Annotated in this window: 17 protein-coding genes; 10 read left to right on the top strand and 7 right to left on the bottom strand. The window is 62.8% G+C overall.

Features of this window, described 5'->3' with window-relative positions; all coding sequences use genetic code 11:
• Position 1: 1 nt before the first annotated feature.
• Positions 2 to 349: a DUF952 domain-containing protein gene (locus IT549_RS06990; protein WP_292971284.1), complete on the bottom strand. Its 348-nt coding sequence runs from the start codon at positions 347 to 349 to the stop codon at positions 2 to 4.
• Positions 346 to 3,087: a DNA gyrase subunit A gene (gene gyrA, locus IT549_RS06985; protein WP_292971282.1), complete on the bottom strand. Its 2,742-nt coding sequence runs from the start codon at positions 3,085 to 3,087 to the stop codon at positions 346 to 348. The genes IT549_RS06990 and gyrA overlap by 4 nt, the downstream gene beginning before the upstream one ends.
• A gap of 288 nt (positions 3,088 to 3,375) precedes the next feature.
• Between gyrA and IT549_RS06980 the strand changes: the two genes are divergently transcribed.
• Complete coding sequence (locus IT549_RS06980) at positions 3,376 to 4,773, top strand: hypothetical protein (RefSeq protein ID WP_292971280.1); 1,398 nt, start codon at positions 3,376 to 3,378, stop codon at positions 4,771 to 4,773.
• A 60-nt stretch (positions 4,774 to 4,833) separates the two neighbouring features.
• On the opposite strand, the gene IT549_RS06975 is transcribed toward IT549_RS06980, so the two are convergent.
• Positions 4,834 to 5,487: a carbonic anhydrase gene (locus tag IT549_RS06975; RefSeq protein ID WP_292971278.1), complete on the bottom strand. Its 654-nt coding sequence runs from the start codon at positions 5,485 to 5,487 to the stop codon at positions 4,834 to 4,836.
• 65 nt (positions 5,488 to 5,552) lie between these two features.
• Between IT549_RS06975 and lipA the strand changes: the two genes are divergently transcribed.
• Together lipA and IT549_RS06965 are read left to right on the top strand one after the other, a co-directional pair.
• The gene (gene lipA / locus IT549_RS06970) at positions 5,553 to 6,485 is read left to right on the top strand and encodes a lipoyl synthase (RefSeq protein ID WP_292971275.1); all 933 of its coding nucleotides are present in this window, start codon (positions 5,553 to 5,555) and stop codon (positions 6,483 to 6,485) included.
• The gene (locus IT549_RS06965) at positions 6,485 to 6,943 is read left to right on the top strand and encodes a type II toxin-antitoxin system RatA family toxin (protein WP_292971272.1); all 459 of its coding nucleotides are present in this window, start codon (positions 6,485 to 6,487) and stop codon (positions 6,941 to 6,943) included. The genes lipA and IT549_RS06965 overlap by 1 nt, the downstream gene beginning before the upstream one ends.
• Here IT549_RS06965 and IT549_RS06960 read toward each other — a convergent pair.
• The 3 genes from IT549_RS06960 to IT549_RS06950 form a co-directional block, all read right to left on the bottom strand.
• Positions 6,904 to 7,401: a CinA family protein gene (locus IT549_RS06960; RefSeq protein WP_292971270.1), complete on the bottom strand. Its 498-nt coding sequence runs from the start codon at positions 7,399 to 7,401 to the stop codon at positions 6,904 to 6,906. The genes IT549_RS06965 and IT549_RS06960 overlap by 40 nt on opposite strands.
• A gap of 10 nt (positions 7,402 to 7,411) precedes the next feature.
• Positions 7,412 to 7,945 carry a hypothetical protein gene (locus IT549_RS06955; RefSeq protein ID WP_292971268.1) on the bottom strand — a complete coding sequence of 178 codons (534 nt, stop codon included), beginning with the start codon at positions 7,943 to 7,945 and terminating at the stop codon, positions 7,412 to 7,414.
• 76 nt (positions 7,946 to 8,021) lie between these two features.
• A complete protein-coding gene (locus IT549_RS06950; protein WP_292971266.1) occupies positions 8,022 to 9,170 on the bottom strand; it encodes a bifunctional 2-C-methyl-D-erythritol 4-phosphate cytidylyltransferase/2-C-methyl-D-erythritol 2,4-cyclodiphosphate synthase in 1,149 nt (382 codons plus the stop codon).
• Between the two features lie 72 nt (positions 9,171 to 9,242).
• On the opposite strand from IT549_RS06950, the gene dusB reads away from it, so the two are divergent.
• From dusB to hflX, 7 genes are all read left to right on the top strand, one after another.
• On the top strand, positions 9,243 to 10,259 hold the full coding sequence (gene dusB / locus IT549_RS06945) for a tRNA dihydrouridine synthase DusB (protein ID WP_292971264.1): 1,017 nt from the start codon (positions 9,243 to 9,245) through the stop codon (positions 10,257 to 10,259).
• Positions 10,259 to 11,344, top strand: coding sequence for an ATP-binding protein (locus IT549_RS06940; RefSeq protein WP_292971262.1), 1,086 nt, complete (start codon positions 10,259 to 10,261; stop codon positions 11,342 to 11,344). The genes dusB and IT549_RS06940 overlap by 1 nt, the downstream gene beginning before the upstream one ends.
• A complete protein-coding gene (locus tag IT549_RS06935; protein WP_292971260.1) occupies positions 11,341 to 12,744 on the top strand; it encodes a sigma-54 dependent transcriptional regulator in 1,404 nt (467 codons plus the stop codon). Before IT549_RS06940 ends, IT549_RS06935 begins: the two co-directional genes overlap by 4 nt.
• Positions 12,745 to 12,800: 56 nt before the next feature.
• The gene (locus tag IT549_RS06930; RefSeq protein ID WP_292971257.1) at positions 12,801 to 15,038 is read left to right on the top strand and encodes an ATP-binding protein; all 2,238 of its coding nucleotides are present in this window, start codon (positions 12,801 to 12,803) and stop codon (positions 15,036 to 15,038) included.
• 22 nt (positions 15,039 to 15,060) lie between these two features.
• Positions 15,061 to 16,464, top strand: a complete 1,404-nt coding sequence (locus IT549_RS06925) for a sigma-54 dependent transcriptional regulator (protein ID WP_292971254.1) — start codon at positions 15,061 to 15,063, stop codon at positions 16,462 to 16,464.
• Positions 16,465 to 16,603: 139 nt separating this feature from the next.
• Positions 16,604 to 17,170 (top strand): RNA chaperone Hfq, encoded by a 567-nt coding sequence (gene hfq, locus IT549_RS06920; RefSeq protein ID WP_292971252.1) that lies wholly within the window; start codon positions 16,604 to 16,606, stop codon positions 17,168 to 17,170.
• A gap of 47 nt (positions 17,171 to 17,217) precedes the next feature.
• Positions 17,218 to 18,495, top strand: coding sequence for a GTPase HflX (gene hflX / locus IT549_RS06915; RefSeq protein ID WP_292971250.1), 1,278 nt, complete (start codon positions 17,218 to 17,220; stop codon positions 18,493 to 18,495).
• Here the strand turns inward: hflX and mazG are convergent.
• Positions 18,472 to 19,266, bottom strand: coding sequence for a nucleoside triphosphate pyrophosphohydrolase (gene mazG, locus IT549_RS06910; RefSeq protein WP_292971247.1), 795 nt, complete (start codon positions 19,264 to 19,266; stop codon positions 18,472 to 18,474). The genes hflX and mazG overlap by 24 nt on opposite strands.
• Positions 19,267 to 19,413: the final 147 nt, after the last annotated feature.

Here is a 19,413-nt window from a genome sequence, read left to right as displayed (position 1 = left end):
GTCAGGTCGGATAGACGATCGAACCATCATCCGCACGCTGCAAGGCCCCCAAGGCGGTCACCGCATCGAGCGGCAGCGGAGCGTAGATGTGGGGGAACAGGGCATCGCCGCGCGACCGCTCCCAGCGGACGAGATCGCCAAGCCGCGTCAAGTCCACGCGGGCCAGCCACAGGTCCGATTGACCCGCAAAATGCTTGTCGAGCGTCCCCGCGACCTGCGGTTCGGCCGAAAGATGGATATAGCCATCAGCCAGATCGACCGGCGCGCCATGGAAGACGCCATCAGCGAGAAACCGGTCTTTCTGCTCAGCCGTCAGCACTTTCCAGGCGTGGCCGGGCAGGGCGCTCACGCTTCAGCCGGTGGAGCTTCACCGCCGCCGGTTTCAGCCTCGTCGCCTTCGCTGTCGCTGTCTTCTTCTGCCAGGCGCACTGCCGAAACGACATGTTCCTCATCCGCGACGTTGAACAGCCGTACCCCGGCCGAGCCGCGTCCGATCACCCGCAGGCTTTCGAGCGGCAGGCGGATCAGCTTGGCCTGATCGGTCACCAGCATCAGCTGGTCGCCCCGGGTGGCAGGGAAGCTGGCGACAACCAGGCCGTTGCGGGCGATGTTGTCGATATTGGTGATCCCCTGGCCGCCGCGACCGGTGCGACGGTATTCGTAGGCCGAGCTCATCTTGCCATAGCCGTTGGCGCAGACGGTGAGGATGAACTGTTCACGCTCGGCCAGTTCGGCCATCCGTTCGGGCGAGAGCGACGGTGCGCCTTCCTTTTCGCCCTTCCATGGTGCGAACTTGACGTATTCCTCACGCTCTTCGCTGCTGGTGCCGACGCGGTGCAGGATCGAGAGGCTGATCACCTCGTCATCGCCCTTCAGCGTCATGCCGCGCACGCCGGTCGAAGTGCGGCTCTGGAATTCGCGCACCTCGTCACCGGCAAAGCGGATCGCCTTGCCGCTGCGGGTGGCGAGCAGCACATCGTCACTGGTTTCCAGCAGGGCGACGCCGATCAGGCGATCGGAGCTGTCCTCTTCGAAGCGCATTGCAAACTTGCCGTTTGACGGGATGTTGGCGAAGGAATCCATGCTGTTGCGCCGCACGTTGCCCTTGGCCGTGGCGAAGACCACCGAAAGCTTGGCCCATTCGGCCTCGTCCTCGGGCAGCGGCAGCACGGTCTGGATCGTTTCGTCCTTGTCGAGCGCAGGCAGCAGGTTGACGATCGGCCGGCCGCGCGTGGTCGGCCCGCCTTCGGGCAGCCTCCAGACCTTGAGGCGATAGACCTTGCCGGCTGTCGAGAAGAACAGCACCGGGTTGTGGGTGCTGGTGACGAACATCGAGGTGACGACGTCCTCGTCCTTGGTCGCCATGCCGGCACGGCCCTTGCCGCCGCGGTTCTGGGCGCGGAAGGTGGAGAGCGGGGTGCGCTTGATGTAACCGTCCATGGTGACGGTGACGACCATCTCATCGCGTTCGATCAGGTCCTCGTCCTCGATCCCGTCGGCGGCGGCGGTAATTTCGGACAGGCGCGGGGTGGCATAGGCTTCGCGGATCGCGACCAGTTCGTCGCGCATCACGCCATAAAGCTTGATCCGGTCGGCCAGGATCGAAAGGTAGTGCTCGATCGCCAGCGCCAGCTCCTTGAGCTCGTCGCCGATCTCGTCACGCCCCAGCGCGGTCAGCCGGTGCAGGCGCAGGTCAAGGATCGCCTTCACCTGGGCTTCGGACAGGCGATAGGTGCCGCCGTCCTGTTCGGCGCTGGGTTCGATTGCCTCGACCAGACGGATATAGGGCGCGATCTCGCCGATCGGCCATTCGCGGGTCAGCAGCGCATCACGCGCGGCGCCCGGATTGGGGGCGGCACGGATGATCCGGACCACTTCGTCCAGATTGGTGACCGCAACCACCAGACCCAGCAAGATATGCGCCCGGTCGCGCGCCTTGTTGAGCTCAAACTTGGTGCGCCGGGTGATCACCTCTTCGCGGAACTGGATGAACGCGCTGATGAAATCGCGCAGCGTCAGCACTTCGGGGCGGCCGCCGCGGATCGCCAGCATGTTGGCCGGGAAGTTCGACTGCGCCGGCGTGTTGCGCCATAGCTGGTTGAGCACCACTTCAGGCGTGGCATCGCGCTTGAGATCGATCACCACGCGCACGCCCAGGCGGCTCGATTCGTCGCGGATGTCGGAAATGCCCTCGATCCGCTTGTCCTTGGCGGCCTCGGCGATCTTTTCGACCAGGCCCGACTTGCCGACCTGATAGGGGATGCTGGTCAGCACGATTGAACGGCGATCGCCGCGGCCTTCCTCAATCTCGTGCCGGCAGCGCATGATGATGCTGCCGCGCCCTTCGGTATAGGCCTTGCGCGCGCCAGACTGGCCCAGGATCAGCGGGGCAGTGGGGAAGTCCGGCCCGGGAATGATTTCGAACAGCTCTTCCGAGGTGATCGCGGGCCGGTCCATGTAGGCCAGGCAGCCGTCGATCACTTCGCCCAGGTTGTGCGGCGGGATGTTGGTCGCCATGCCCACCGCGATCCCGCCCGCGCCGTTGACCAGCAGGTTGGGGAAGCGGGCCGGCAGGACGGTCGGCTCTTGCCGCGAACCGTCATAGTTGTCGGTGAAATCGACGGTGTCCTTGTCGAGATCCTCGAGCAGCGAGTTGGCAACCTTGGCCAGGCGCGCTTCTGTGTAGCGCATCGAGGCCGGCGGATCGGGGTCCATCGAGCCGAAGTTGCCCTGGCCATCGACCAGCGGCAGCCGCATCGACCAGTCCTGGGTCATGCGGGCCAGCGCGTCATAGATCGCGCTGTCGCCATGCGGGTGATAGTTGCCCATCACGTCGCCGACGATCTTTGCGCTCTTGCGATAGGATCGTCCGGCGACAAAGCCGCCTTCCTGGCTGGCGAACAGGATCCGGCGGTGCACCGGCTTCAACCCGTCGCGCACATCGGGCAGGGCACGCGCCACGATCACGCTCATCGCGTAATCGAGGTAGGAATTCTTCATTTCGTCGACGATATCGACGCGCTGGAATTCGCCCGAGGGGCCGGTCGGCTCGGGGGTGGAATCGGGAGTTTCGGTCTCGTCGCTCACGCGCCTGGGATCACTTCATCTGTTGCGGGGAATTTGGTTGCGCTGACCCTAGGCGATGCGGTGCGCCAAGGCCACCTGAAGGCACGGTCAAGTGCTATTTTTCCACATCTGGAAGGGCATTTCTGAACCATTGGTCATTGCCGCATTCAATCATGGTTCAGCGCCCCGGCACTAGTGCGCATGACTGTTGCCAAACCGGCGCCAGAACGCCTATGGCGAAACCGAGGGATAAGTGCCGCGGGAAGGGCATTCCGCCCGCTCCGGCGGTTCGCGAAGGAGACGAAGTCGATGATCCGTACCAAGTTTTTCGCCCGCAGTGCGCTGGGCCTGGTCATGGCGATGGGCCTTGCTGCCGGTGCCGCCAGCCCCGCTGCGGCCAAGGACAAGGAAAAGGACAAGGGCAAGCCGCAGGAAATGAAGATTGCGCCGTCCAAGGCGTATATTCCCATCTATGTTGCTGCCAAGAAGGCTTTGGACGAAGGCGCCAAGCGCGCTGACGTTGTCGCCGCTCGGCAAAAGGTAACGACCGCCCAGGCAGCATACAACAACGCTGCAACAAAGAAGGCAAAGGCCGATGCCCAGCTGGCAATCGATGCAGGCAACAAGGAACTGGCCGCTCTGCTGCCCGCCGAACGCACAGCCGTCGATACTGCGGTTGCGGCTGCGACCACGCCTGATGACAAGTACCTTTCGGGCGGCCTGCTGCTGAATCTGGGCAATCTTGGTTTTGACAAGCAGGCTCAGCGGCAGGGCGTGCGGATGCAGATTGACAGCGGCAAGCTGCCGGCAGCTGATGTGCCCAAGTACAACGCCATCTATGGCCAGCTCTCGATGGAGTTGAAGGACTATGCCGCAGCCCGTCCGGCGCTGCAGGCGGCTCTCGATGGCGGTTACACCCAGGGTGACGTCGCGATCCTGCTTGCCGATGCCTATATCAAGGATGGTCAGCAGGCTGCCGGGCTCAAGGTGCTGCAGGACGCCGCTGCCAAATCTGGCGCGGCTACCCCTTCAGACTGGCTGCGCTATGGCATTGCCGTATCGTACAAGGCCAAGCTGGCGAATGAAGCCTCGTGGTTCTCGAACAATCTGGTCACCAACTATCCGACGACCGAGAACTGGTCGCTGGCGATTGCAGTCGTGCGCGATCTGCGTGGCTATTCGGGTCAGGACCAGATCGATCTGCTGCGTCTGATGGAACGCACCAAGAGCTTCATGGAAGAGCGTGACTACGTTGAATACATCCAGGCGGCCGATCCGCGGCGTCTGCCGGGCGAAGCCCTGAAGATCATCAATGCTGGCCTCGCGGCAGGCAAGCTCAACGGAGCCGATCAGTTCGTGTCTGACGCCAAGGCGCAGGCAAGCGGCCGTATCGCAGCTGACAAGGCCTCGCTTCCGGGCATGGATAAGGATGCCCGCGCAGCCAATTCCACCGCTGCCACGGCTCAGGCTGCCGGCGATGCCTACCTCAGCTATGACGATGCCGCCAAGGCCGAGGAAATGTACAAGCTCGCGCTGGGCAAGCCGGGTGTCGATGCCAACCGCGTCCAGCTGCGCCTTGGTATCGTCCAGGCCGATCAGGGCAAGTGGGCGGATGCCATTGCCAGCTTCGACAAGGTCACCGACACTCGTGCGCCGATCGCACAGCTGTGGGCGGCCTATGCCAAGGGCAAGGCTGCCGGCAAATAGGCCGCGCGCATAACCGAAAATGGGAAAGGGCGACGGGTAACCGTCGCCCTTTCTGTATGGCTATTCGACCGCCGAAAAAGTGCCGTCGGCTTCATCAAGCACGTGCAGCGCGCCATCCGAAATCGCAAACAAGGCCCCGCGCAGTCTGAGCGAGCCGGCTGCTTCTTTCTGACGGATGTAGGGAAAGGTCCGGAGGTTGGCCAGGCTGACCTTGACCGCTGCCTGCTCCATCGCCTGCTCGGCTGGGCGTCCGTCGATGCCAAGGCTCTGAGCGATTGGCGCGCGCACTTCGTCGAGCATTGAAATCCAGTTGGCAACGAAGCCGCCCGCGCCCATTTCCTGACCGTGCATTTCCTGGGTCAGGGCGGCCTTGCAGCCACCGCAGCGGCCGTGGCCCATCACCAGTACCTCTTTCACATTCAGGAACTGCACCGCGAATTCAAGCGCGGCGGACACCCCGTGATGGCCGGGAGACGTCTCGTAAGGCGGAACCAGTGCTGCGACATTGCGCACGACAAAGATCTCGCCGGGATCAACGTCGAAGATTTGTGATGGATCGACCCGACTGTCCGAACAGGCGATAATCATCGTTTCCGGAGTTTGGCCGTCGCGAAGCTGTTCCCAGCGCTTGCGATTGGGTTCCCAGCCAGATCCACGAAAGCGGCGATAGCCGGCCAGGAGGCGGTCAAATCCGAGCGACGAATCTTGGGTCATGCTCGCGCTTGTGGCGGTGCAAATTCCCGCTGGCAACCCCGGCGGGTAAAGCCTATCTGGGCGCCATGAACGACCTCTCCAGTGCTCCCCAGACCGAACGCCAACGCAAGCCCGATTGGATCCGCGTCAAGGCGCCGACCAGCAAGGGCTATGGCGAAACGCGCAAGCTGATGCGCGATCTCAACCTGCATACCGTGTGTGAGGAGGCCGCCTGCCCGAACATCGGTGAATGCTGGACCAAGAAGCACGCCACAGTAATGATCCTGGGTGATGTCTGCACCCGGGCCTGCGCCTTTTGCAACGTCAAGACCGGGATGCCGCGCCCGGTCGATCCACTCGAGCCCGAGCATGTCGCGGTGGCTGCAGCGAAGATGGGGCTGGAACACATCGTCATTACATCGGTCGATCGCGATGACCTGCCCGATGGCGGGGCAGGGCAGTTCGTCAAGGTGATCAAGGCGCTGCGCGCCAATACGCCGGATACCACGATCGAGATCCTGACCCCTGATTTCCGCGGCAAGATGCGCGCGGCGGTTGAGGCGATCGTCGCCGCCGGACCAGATGTTTACAACCACAACCTTGAAACCGTTCCGCGGCTCTATCCCACCATCCGGCCGGGTGCGCGATACTACGCTTCATTGCGGTTGCTGGAAGAGGTCAAGAACCACGACCCGCTGATCTTCACCAAGAGCGGGATCATGCTGGGGCTGGGCGAGGAACGGCTGGAAGTCCACCAGGTGATGGATGACATGCGCAGCGCCGGCATCGATTTTCTGACAATGGGACAATACCTGCAGCCGACCCCCAAGCACACCAAAGTGATCGAATTCGTCGAACCCAAGGGGTTCGAAGCCTATGGAGCGATTGCCCGGGCCAAGGGCTTCCTGCAGGTCGCGTCGAGCCCGCTGACCCGTTCAAGCTATCACGCCGGCGATGACTTCAAGGAAATGCGCGCAGCGCGCCAGGCCCAGACGGCAAGGCTGTCAGCGAAGCTCTGATGCCCGGCGTTCGAGAAACTCGCCGTCTGCCGTACAGCGCCGAACAGATGTTCGACCTGGTGGCGGATGTCGGGCGCTATCACGAGTTTCTGCCCTGGGTGGTCGGCACCCGAATCCGCTCCAATTCGGAAACCGAAATGATCGCGGACCTGCTGATCGGTTTCAACGCCCTGCGTGAAAAATTCACCTCGCGGGTGATCAAGCAGCGACCGCTAGAGATCAAGGTGCACTACCTCGACGGCCCGATGCGCGATCTCGACAATGTCTGGCAATTCCGTTCTGTCGAAGGCGGCTGCGAAGTGGACTTCATGGTCCAGTTCACCTTCCGCAACGCCATGTTCGAGAAGCTGGCCGGCCAATATTTCGATCGCGCTTTCCGCAAGATGGTTGGCGCGTTCGAAGATCGTGCTGCTGTCCTCTATGGCAACAGCAACTCAAGCGCGACCAGCGCGGCTTGAAGCCTGACGTTAGCACGATCGGGCGCTTCAAACAGGCGTTCCTCCGCCAGCAGTTCTTCATCGCCGCGAAGTGCCCGGGCGAAGACCACCGTTCCAACCGGCTTCTGCCGCGTACCGCCGTCCGGCCCGGCGATTCCGCTGACCGCCACGGCAACATCGGCTTGGCTCTTCTTCAGGGCGCCCTGCGCCATGGCCCAGGCACAGGCGATCGAGACTGCACCAAAGGTGTCGATAATATCGTTCGAAACCCCCAGGGCTTCGTTCTTGGATTCATTCGAATAAGTGATGAAGGACCGGTCAAGCACGGCAGACGAGCCAGGAATTTCGGTCAGTGCAGCACTAACCAGGCCGCCAGTGCAGCTTTCAGCAAGCGCAACCGTCCGTCCTGCCGCGCGGTTCTCATGGATGACCCGCGCGGCAAGTTCGGTCAGTTCGGCAGGCAGCAGGCTGGTGCTCACCGCTGCGTCCTCAATCCTCGCAGATCTGCATTTCCTTGTCGCCGCGGGCGCCGATGATCACGACCTGAGTCAAAAGATCGACGTAGCTGGAGGCAGGAAGCGGAGCAAGTGTGCCAAGGACTGCGTCAATATCCTTGCAGTTTTCCGGTTTGATCATCCCCGAGAACTCCTGGGTCACAACGCTTTCAAGGAGCGGGCGCATCGCGGATTCGGGCATGGCTTCCATCATCGCGGTGGCGTCCTTGTCAGCCGAGCCGCCAAACTTCATGAATGCGCGCTTTGCCATGGGCCAGGCAGCGGCCTGACCGGTTGCCAGATCCTTCGACAATGCGGGCCCACGCGAAACCACGAATGAATTTGCCGAAAGGCGAGTCGAACATTTCTGGACCAGTGAGTCGATCGCGAACGGCATCATATAGGCCATCATCCCGTGCAGTTCCGGACGCGTCATGCACTGCGTCGTGGCGGCAGCCTGAGCGGCCTGCGGAAGGGTCAGAGCAGCAAGGGCAAGGGTAGCGGCGATCTTTGACTTGGTCTTCGACATTGTTCAGGTTTCCGTTGTTGAGCGCGGACTTGGTCATCACCTGCCGTGAAACCACCGCAAAATCCAGTCCGAATAGTTATTGGGCCAACAGTGTTGCGACAGCCTGCGCAGCGATCCCTTCACCTCGCCCGGTAAAGCCTAACCGCTCGGTGGTGGTCGCTTTTACGCTTACCGCTGCAATGTCCGTTCCCAGCAATTCGGCAAGGCGGGTTCGCATAGCTTCGCGATGCGGACCGATCCTTGGCGCTTCGCACACGATGGTCAGATCGACATTGCCGATCCGATAACCGGCTTCATTCACCAGGGTTACGGCGTGGGCCAGAAAACGGTCGGAACTGGCGCCCTTCCACTGTGGGTCGCTTGGCGGGAAATGGCTGCCGATATCACCGGCGCAGATCGCCCCGAGCATTGCGTCGACCAGCGCATGAATTGCGACATCGGCATCACTGTGCCCGGCGAGGCCGCGTGGATGGTCGATCCGCACGCCGCAGAGCCACAACTCTTCGCCGTCGGCCAGGCGGTGGACATCATAGCCCATCCCGACCCGTATTGGTGCGGCTTGGGCGGCAAAGTCTTCCGCGAAAGTCAGCTTGTGCAGCTTTTCATCTCCTTCGACCAAACCAACGGCCAGGCCTGCCGCCTGGGCCACCTGCGCGTCATCGCCTGCCTCGCTCGATCCTTGCCAGGCCCGATGAGCGGCCAGGATATCGGCAAACCGGAATGCTTGCGGGGTCTGCACCCGCCGCAAGGCTTCGCGCCGGGCAGGCGCGCCCATCACGTCACCGCGGGCTTCGGCCAGGCTATCAACCACCGGCAGCACCGGTATTGCACCAGGCAGGACCTCAAGCGCGGCGACCAGCCGATCAATCACATTCTGGCCCAAGCCTGGCCGTGCCGCGTCATGGATCAGCACCTGTACGGGCGCATCTGGCACGAGCGATTCCAACGCATTGCGCACCGATTCCTGGCGACTGGTCCCGCCGGTTACAAATCGCACACCCGGAACACCTGCCAATGCTGCGCCGGCCAGGTCTTGCCCGCCGTCGGGGATGGCCACAACAATCGGGGCGATGCCAGCCAAAGCCAGCGCTTCTGCCGAGTGTCGCACCACCGGCTTGCCGCGCCACGGGGCAAATTGCTTGGGCAGAGGCTGCCCGGCGCGCAGCCCTTGTCCGGCCGCGACGATCACGGCAGCGGTGCGCGGCGAAGGATTGGACGGTTTCATGTTGCAACGCGGTATAGGCTTGCTCTCGCCGGGGCAATTCCCTATGTGCTGCCTAAATTTTAGGCATCTGCAATGAGCACGCTACCTTCCCCGCCGCAAGTGGCGCCGATCATGGTCGGCCCGGTGCGGATCGATTGCCCGGTGATCCTGGCGCCGATGACTGGCGTCACCGACCTGCCGTTCCGCCGACTGGTGCGTCGGTTCGGATCGGGCCTCAACGTCACCGAGATGATCGCCAGCCCGGCAGCGATCCGCGAAACGCGTCAGTCGGTCCAGAAGGCCGCTTGGGACCCGATCGAAGAACCGGTTTCGATGCAACTGGTCGGCTGCGAGCCCGAGCAGATGGCCGAGGCGGCCAAATTGCAGGAAGACCGCGGCGCGGCGATCATTGACATCAATATGGGCTGCCCAGTCAAAAAGGTGGTCAACGGCGATGCCGGATCCGCGCTGATGCGCGATATCCCGTTGGCGACCCGGCTGATCGAGGCAACGGTCAAGGCGGTCTCGGTTCCGGTTACCGTCAAGATGAGGATGGGCTGGTGCCACGACAGCCTCAATGCACCGGAACTGGCGCGCATAGCCGAGGATCTGGGTGCCAAGATGGTCACGGTCCATGGCCGCACCCGTAACCAGATGTACCGCGGTGATGCCGACTGGGCCTTCGTCCGCAGTGTCAAGGAAGCCGTTTCGATCCCGGTGATCGTCAATGGTGATATCTGTTCGATCGCTGACAGCGCCAAGGCGTTTGAGCAGTCGGGCGCCGATGGCGTGATGATCGGGCGCGGGGCCTATGGCCGGCCGTGGCTGCTGGCGCAGGTCATGCATTGGCTGAAGACCGGGCAGGAACTGGCCGATCCCGATATCGACGCGCAGTTCGATCTGGTTCTTGAGCACTATCGCTGGATGCTGGAACACTACGGTGAGCACACCGGCGTGCGCATGGCCCGCAAGCACCTGGCCTGGTACACGCGGGGACTAGCTGGTTCAGCGGCCTTCCGGAACAAGGTCAATTTCATTGAGAGCGCCGACGACGTGGTCCGTGAACTGACCGAATTCTACGATCCGTTCCTCAGCCGGGCGGCGGCCTGATGGTTGATCCGCTCCGCCAGCTGGCCAGCCTGCCGCACGCGGTGGTGCTGCTGGCGCCGGGGCAAAAGCTGGCAGCGGCCAATCCTGCAGCCGAGCATCTTCTGGGCCAGTCGTTCAAGCGACTGGAAGGGCGCGGATTGGGTGAATTGCTGGTCTTCGATGAAGAACGCCTGGCCGCGCGCTTGGCCGAAACCGATGCGCAGCTTTCGGCGCGGGCAACCGGTATTCGGGTGCTGGGGCAGGGGAGCCGCCGCGTTGATGTGACGGTTGCCCCGGTCATCGACCAGCCCGGATGGCAACTGCTGACCCTCCACGATATCGGTGGGGCCGAGGCGATGCGCGAAACGCAATCCTCTGGCGAAGACAGCATGCTGCGCGCGCCAGACGTGCTGGCCCATGAAATCAAGAACCCGCTGGCGGGAATTCGCGGCGCGGCGCAGCTTCTGGGCCGCAAGCTGGAAGGCAACGATCTGGCCCTGACCGGGCTGATCGCCGACGAGGTGGACCGGATTGCCAAGCTGATCGACCAGATGCAGTCACTCTCGCGCCGTACTGCGCCCGAGCTTTCACCCTGCAACCTTCACGAAGCGGTTCGGCATGCTCGCGCAGTGATCGAGGCCAGCGGCAAATCCCCACAGATCGCCGAGGAGTTCGATCCCTCGCTGCCGGCTGTGTTGGGCAATGCCGATGCGCTGCTGCAGGTCCTGATCAACCTGCTGGCCAATGCCGCCGACGCTGTGCGCGGGCTTGAACAGCCCAGGATCGCGGTACGCACCCGCTTTGCCAGCGGGCTGCAACTGCATCGGGCTGCTGATGGATCATCGGTCCGCCTGCCAATCGAACTGCGGATCAGTGACAATGGCCCAGGGATCGACCCGCAACTGCGTGATCATGTGTTCGAACCGTTCGTAACCAGCAAGAAGAGCGGGCAGGGGCTGGGCCTGGCGCTCGTGCGCCGTCTGGTTGCAGACATGAACGGACGGATCACCCATGATCGTGACGAGGCAGCCGGCTGGACCCATTTCCGGGTCCACCTCGCGCTGGCCGAAGATCGCCGCAGGGCACCACATGAGGAAGCCGCATGACTGTCTTGCTGGTTGAAGACGACGCCTCGATCGCACTGGTAATCACCGCCGCGCTGGAAGCCGAAGGCTTTGCGGTGACCGGATGCGATTCGATCGCCGAGCGCGATCGGTTGCTGCAGAAACGCGCCTATGCCGCGCTGGTCACCGATGTGATGTTGACCGATGGCGACGGGATTGAGACCCTGGGGGCTGTGCGCGACGCAGCGCCCGACATGCCGATCATCATCCTTTCGGCGCAGAACACCCTGGATACGGCAGTGCGTGCCAGCGACACCGGCGCGTTCGAGTATTTCCCCAAGCCGTTTGATATCGACGAGTTGGCCCGGACCGTCCGCCAGGCCGTCGGCAATGCCGCATCACGCAGCGGGGATGAGGACGATGCGCCGGTCGCTGGTCTGCCATTGGTCGGCCGGTCGGCACCGATGCAGGCGGTTTACCGGATGATCACCCGGGTGCTGCGCAATGACCTGACCGTGCTTGTGCTGGGTGAAAGCGGCACCGGCAAGGAACTGGTGGCCGAGGCAATTCATCAGCTAGGTCATCGCAAGTCCGGACCATTCGTAGCGGTCAACACCGCAGCCATTCCGGCGGACCTGATCGAAAGCGAGCTGTTCGGGCACGAAAAAGGCGCCTTCACTGGTGCCATGGCCCGGCACGCGGGCAAGTTCGAGCAGGCCCAGGGCGGCACGCTGTTCCTCGACGAAATCGGCGACATGCCGCTCGATGCCCAGACCCGGCTGCTGCGCGCGCTGCAATCCGGACGCATCCGCCGGGTCGGTGGGCGCGAGGAAGTGGCGGTCGACGTGCGGATCGTGGCAGCCACCAACAGAGACCTGGCTCCGATGATCGCAGCCGGGACTTTCCGCGAAGACCTGTTCTACCGGCTGAACGTGGTGCCAATCACGCTGCCGCCGCTGCGCGAGCGGGCCGACGATGTTCCGGCCCTGGCACGGCATTTCCTCCACCTGGCGGCAGGGGAGGGGTTGCCACGTCACCGACTGTCCGACGATGCGACTGCGCTGCTGGCCAGCCAGCCCTGGCGCGGCAACGTCCGCGAACTGCGCAATTTCATCTATCGCATGGCATTGCTGGCGCGTGAGGACCTGATCGACGCGGCAGTGTTGGAACCTATGCTGGAGAGCGGCGTTGCCGAAGCGCGCACAGGTGAAGACACCGCAATGGATGACGCGGTGGCCGACTGGCTCAACCACAACCGGCCAGGCGAGGGGCAGGTCTATGATGCGGCGCTGGCGGCATTTGAACGCCCACTGTTCATCGAGGCTTTGCGGCGAACCGGCGGCAACCAGCTACGCGCCGCGCAGTATCTGGGGATCAATCGCAACACCCTGCGCAAGCGTTTGACCGATCTCGAAATTGATCCGGGCGGACACCAGCGTTAACCGGTACTGCGAAAGGCCTTGCACAGTTGCAACAGTAGTGTTGTAACTAGGCAACGATGGAGCAATCTGGCTCACCCCCTCAACGTACCTTGAAACGGCCTGATCGCCGCAAGGCCTGGGCGCGTATCTTGCGTCGGGCCCAGGTGGCTGTGCGTCGCTCCAACCTTTTTCAGATCCTCGAAATTGGTGCTGTCGTCGCCTTCCTGGTGATGACCGGGATTACCTGGTTCGTCTTCCGCTCGCAGTCCGATCGCGGACAGATGCTGCCGACCGAGCTGACTTCGACGTTGCTGGTCGGGACCCTGGTTCCGGCCATGGCAATTCTGGTCCTGCTTGGAAGACGCCTGGCACTGCAGCGCGCGCAGGAAGAGATCGGGCGCAGCGGTCAGCTGCACGTTCGCCTGGTGTTTCTGTTCTCGCTGATTTCGGCAGTGCCGACACTGCTGGTCGTGATCTTCGCCTCGGTACTGTTCCAGTCGGGTGTCGAGTTCTGGTTTTCGGACAAGTCACGCGGGCTGCTGGAGAACGCGAACCAGCTGGCTTTGGGCTATTCCGAGCAGATCAAGAAGGACATGGAGTACGAATCGCTGGCGATGGCTCAGGACCTGCGTGAGGAAATCACGCTGGTGCCCTTTGGCAGCGCGGAATTCCAGGAATACTACCTCTATCAGGTGCTTCACCGGAAGATCGATGAATCGACGATCCTGCAAAAGCGCGCCGATGGCGGGCTGGACAAGGCGGCCTTTACCCGCGGCGAGGCCCCGCTGTCGGAGATTTCCGCCGATGTCCTGCGCCAGTTGGATCGCGGCGAGGCGATTTCGGTTTCGAGTGGCGGCAACACGATCCGAGCGATCACGCCAATCGATCGCCGGGCCGGGATCTACCTCTACACCGTGCGCAAGAGCGATCTGCTTTCGGCCGGCTATGCTCAGAACATCCTGCGCTCCTATGACGAGTTGACCCAGCGAACCCGGATCCAGCAGCTGCGGGTCAATGTCGCGCTGTTCGTGGCCAGCCTGGCGCTGGTCGGGCTTTCGGTGTGGTTCGCGCTGCGCTTTGCCGACCGGCAGGTTAAGCCGCTCTACGATCTGGTTGACGCTGCCAGACAGGTCGGCTCGGGCAACTTTTCAATGCGGGTCGAAGGGCGCACCGGGGCTGACGAGGTTGGCCTGCTCAATCGCGCCTTCAACCGCATGACCCAGCAGCTTGAACGCCAGAACCAGGCGCTGCTCGGCGCCAATCAGCAGCTTGATGAGCGGCGCGCGTTCATGGAAGCGGTGCTGGAATCGGTCACCGCCGGGATCATCAGCACCAATTCCAAGGGCGAAATCCAGCTCATGAACGGGTCGGCCCAGAAACTGCTGCTTGAACGCGGCGCGGAGATCCCGATCGGCGTGGAGCTGGCCCAGATCGCCCCGCAGATTGCCGCGCTGGCCCAAGAGGGCAGTGAGGGCGGAATCGTTCAGTTTTCCAAGGGGAATGACCTGTTGACCCTGGCGGTCAAATCAACCCGATCGGCCACCGGACACGTCGTGACCTTCGAGGATATCACCCGCCAGCTGGTCGATCAGCGCCAGGCTGCCTGGTCCGACGTGGCCCGCCGCATCGCGCATGAGATCAAGAACCCGCTAACCCCGATCCAGCTGGCAACCGAACGGCTCAAGCGGCGCTATGCCAAACAGGTGGTTGCCGATGGCGAACTGTTCGAGGAGCTGACCGGCACGATCATCCGCCAGGTCGGCGATCTGCGCCGCATGGTTGACGAGTTTTCGTCTTTTGCGCGGCTGCCCAAACCGCTGTTCCGCGGCGAAGATCCGGTCGATCTGGCCCGGCAAGCCTTGTTCCTGCAGGAAGTGGCCCGGCCTGATATCAACTTCTCGTTCGCAGCGGATGCCGATTTCGGGATTATCGCATGTGATCGGCACCAGTTCGGCCAGGCCATGACCAACGTCCTCAAGAACGCAGTCGAAGCTGTTGAAGCCCGGCAAAAGCAGGAAGACGCAGACTATCGCGGCCGGATCAGCGTTGTCCTTACCGGCAGCTCTGAGGATGTCGTCGTTGCGGTAACCGATAACGGTATCGGCCTGCCCCAGGAAGGTGAACGGATTATCGAGCCCTATGTGACCACGCGTGACAAGGGCACCGGGCTGGGCCTGGCGATCGTCAAGAAGATCGTCGAGGAACATGGCGGCGATATCCAGTTCACCCCGGGCAAGACCGAAGGAACCGTAGTCACCATGCGGTTCGCGCGTGATCCGCTCGACCGGCAGGACAAGCCGGAAGCGGCTGAGTAGTTGAAAGCAGAGGTAGGTTGAAATGGCGCTCGAAATCCTGATCGTCGATGACGAACGCGATATCCGCGATCTCGTGGCCGGCGTGCTGAGCGACGAAGGCTATGAATGCCGCACGGCTGGTGACAGCGTCACCGCGCTGGAGATGATCGATGAACGTCGGCCCAGCCTGGTGCTGCTCGACGTCTGGCTGCACGGCAGCCCGATGGACGGGCTTGAAGTTCTCGACGCGATCAAGCAGCGCGAACCCGAACTGCCAGTGGTGATCTTTTCCGGCCACGGGAATATCGACACCGCCGTGTCCGCGATCAGTCGCGGCGCGATGGATTTCATCGAAAAGCCATTCGAAGCTGAGCGGCTGATGCTGCTGGTCGGACGGGCAACCGAAACCGAACGCCTGCGGCGCGAGAACGCGCGGCTGCGCGAAGGCTTCGCGACATCGGACGAATTCACCGGCAATTCCGCAGCGATCAACCAGGTTCGCGCAACGCTGAAGCGTGTTGCCAATACCGGCAGTCGCCTGCTGATCAGCGGGCCGGCCGGATCCGGCAAGGAAGTGGCGGCCCGGCTGCTGCACAGCTGGAGCGGGCGTTCGAGCGGTGCCTTCGTTACCGTCAATTCGGCGCGGATCACGCCCGAACGATTTGAAAGCGAGCTGTTCGGGGAGGAAGCGGACGGCAAGCTGATCCGGGCCGGGCTGCTCGAAATGGCCGATGGCGGCACGCTTTACCTCGACGAAGTGGCCGATATGCCGCTTTCGACCCAGGCGCGGATCCTGCGGGTCTTGACTGACCAGTCGTTCGTGCGGGTCGGGGGCAATCGTCAGATCCGGGTCGATGTGAGAGTCGTGTCCTCAACCGCGCGGGATCTGGAAAAGGAGATCGCCGAACGGCGCTTCCGCGAGGACCTGTTCTACCGGCTCAACGTGGTCCCGGTCTCGATCCCTTCTCTGGCCGAGCGGCGCGACGATATCCCGATGCTGGCCGACCACTTCTTTGCCCGGTTTGCCGCCGATCAAGGCGTACCGCCTCCCGAAGTGACGCCCGAGGCTCTGGCCGCACTGCAAAGCTATGAATGGCCGGGCAATGTCCGCCAGCTGCGCAACGTGGTTGAGCGCACGATTATCCTCACCCCGCGCGACAAGCTGGCCCGGATCGACTCCGACATGCTCCCAGGTGAAGTGGTTTCAGGCCGCATTTCGGGCGACAACGGGATGCCATCTTTGATGGGTGTCCCACTGCGCGAGGCGCGCGAGAATTTCGAGCGCGAGTACCTCAGGGTGCAGATCAAGCGGTTCTCCGGCAACATCTCGCGCACGGCCAGTTTCATCGGAATGGAACGCTCGGCCCTGCACCGCAAACTCAAGCTGCTCGGCATGGTTGAGCGGCGCGAAGGCGAAGAGGATGACGAAGGTGAGCTTGACGGCTGACAAGGAAACGTCATGAAAATGGCGTTTACCCGTCGGCTAAAGGGGATTAAGTAGAAGCTTGATGAAAACGGCCCAGCCATCGCGCCAGGGGCCAGATCGCGGACCGCAGTGGCGGCCGCCAACAAGAAGGAGCCAGGAAATGACCTCTCGCACACTCAGCGCGCGTCCGCGCCCGCCGAAGCCCGAACCCGAAGCGAGCGAAGAAAGCCCTGTACCGGCTGCACCGAAGGGTCAGAACCTGCAGGACCAGTTCCTGAACCTGCTGCGCAAGAACAAGACCCCGGTCACCATGTTCCTGGTCAAGGGCGTGAAGCTGCAGGGCATCGTCACCTGGTTTGACAATTTTTCGATCCTGCTGCGCCGCGACGGCCAGGCCCAGCTGGTTTACAAGCACGCGATCTCCACCATCATGCCCAGCCAGCCGATCGATGCCCGCCAGTTCGGCAGCACCGGGGAAGGGGGCAAGAAGGTCCGTCTGCTGCAGGACGTGTTCCTGTCGAGCGTTCGCCAGGCTGAGGTTCAGGTCAACATGTTCCTGGTCAACGGGGTGATGCTGCAGGGCCGCGTCGCCGCCTATGACCTGTTCTGCATGCTGCTGGAACGTGAAGGCTATGTCCAGCTGGCCTACAAACATGCGGTTTCGACGATTCAGCCGTTGGGTCCTGTCGATCTGACCGGCGATGCCGAAGAAGGCGAACTCGCCTGATCTTCGGTGAGGAAACCGATGGCGAGGTAACCCGCGGCGCGCGGGCCTTGGTCGTTTACCCGGAATTCAAGCGGGGCGGGGCAGGGATCGACACCGCCGCCCGGCTTGAGGAAGCCAAGGGCCTTGCCCTGGCGATCGGACTGGTGGTGGTTGAAGCCATGGCCATCCCGATCCGCGAAGCGCGCGCCGGGACGTTGTTCGGGGAAGGGCAGATCCAGAACATCGACGTCGCCTGCAACCTGGGCGAGGCTGATCTGGTGATCGTTGATGGCTCGCTCAGCGCGATCCAGCAGCGCAACCTTGAGGAAAAGCTCAAGCGCAAGGTGATCGACCGGACTGGCCTGATTCTGGAAATCTTCGGCGAACGTGCGGCCACGGCTGAAGGGCGGTTGCAAGTAGAACTGGCCCACCTCGATTATCAGGCCGGGCGACTGGTGCGCAGCTGGACCCACCTTGAGCGCCAGCGCGGCGGCTTCGGCTTCCTGGGCGGCCCGGGCGAGACCCAGATCGAGGCCGACCGCCGGATGATCCGTGACCGGATGGCCAAGTTGCGGCGTGAACTGGATCAGGTGCGCCGCACCCGCGGCCTGCACCGCAGTCGGCGCGAGAAGGCCCCCTGGCCGGTCATCGCCCTGGTCGGCTATACCAATGCCGGCAAGAGCACGCTGTTCAACCGCCTGACCGGGGCCGGGGTCATGGCCGAGGACCTGCTGTTTGCCACGCTCGACCCGACCATGCGCCGGATCCGGCTGCCAGGGGTTGAGAAGGCGATCCTGTCGGACACCGTGGGGTTCATCTCCGATCTGCCGACCCAGCTTATTGCCGCGTTTCGCGCAACGCTTGAAGAGGTCACGGCCGCCGACGTGATCGTCCACGTGCGCGACGTGGCCAATCCAGATAGTGGCGCGCAAAAGCGCCAGGTGCTGGAAATCCTGGAAGACCTCGGTCTGATCGAAGCCGAAGGTGCCACCCCGCGGGTGCCGATCGTTGAAGCCTGGAACAAATGGGATCTGCTCGATGCCGGACGCGCGAGCGAATTGGCTGAGCAACGCCTTGCACATCCGGACGAGCTGATTGTCCCGGTCTCAGCGCTAACCGGAATGGGCTGCGACGACTTGCTTGAGGCCGTTGGCAAGCTCCTCACCCAGGGGGCCCGCCTGCACAGTTTTGTCCTGCCGGTCAGCGACGGCCAGCGGCTCGCCTGGCTCCATGCCCACGGTGAGGTGGTGAACGATGCTGATGCCGGAGAAGACGAACGCGGGCCATTGCGGCGTCTGGAGGTGCGGCTTGATCCGCGCGAGTTAGGGCGCTTTGCCCGGCTCTGAGGCTTTGACGGCCTGCCACAGCTCTTCCTGCTGATCGAGCGTCAATGCGGGGAAATTGTTCCCTTGCTGGCTGGCCAGCGCTTCCATGGCCCGGAACCGGCGTTCGAACTTGATGTTGGCCGCGCGCAGGGCATCTTCCGGGGCAACGCCATAGGCACGGACCACGTTGACCGCAGCAAACAGCAGGTCTCCGGCCTCTTCAGCCCGTTCCGCATCCGTTCCGGCCTGCGCAAGTTCTGCGATTTCTTCGACGAGCTTTTCGCCCGGGCCCTGAACATCAGGCCAATCGAAGCCTTGGCGTGCCGCGCGCTTCTGCAGCTTTTCAGCGCGGAGCAGGGCGGGAAGGGCGAGGGTGACGCCGTCCATTGCGCTCTCGGCGCCCTTGGCCTTGCGTTCGGCGGCCTTCAAACCCTCCCAGCGATCTTCGCGGCTTTGGCCAAGATCGGGCGTATCACCAAATATGTGCGGGTGCCGTGCTTCCATCTTCGTTGAGATGGCTGCGGCAACATCACTGAACGCGAACAGGCCGGCTTCTTCGGCCATACGCGCGTGGAACACGACCTGGAGGAGCAGATCGCCAAGTTCATCCTTGAGCGCATCCATGTCGCCGCGTTCGATCGCGTCGGCAACTTCGTAGGCTTCCTCGAGCGTATACGGCGCGATCGTTGCAAAGTTCTGCGCGCAGTCCCATTCACAGCCGCGCTGCGGATCGCGCAGGTGGGCCATGATCGCGAGGAGGCGGTCGAGAGGGGGGCTGGCTGGTTCGGACATATTGGAATGATAATATATATTATGTTAAATGCAAACTCAGCAATATGGCCCGCTCAGCCGGTGAAATTGCCAAAAAGCAACGCCAGCCCTGCGATGATCATCACCCACACAATTGCCATCTGCAACGTCTTGCGTTGACTGAGCTGG

The organism is Novosphingobium sp. (assembly GCF_020852455.1).
In the GTDB taxonomy this organism is placed as follows: Bacteria; Pseudomonadota; Alphaproteobacteria; order Sphingomonadales; family Sphingomonadaceae; genus Novosphingobium.
Note: the sequence above shows the minus strand (reverse complement) of the source record. Positions and strands in the feature narration are given on the sequence as shown.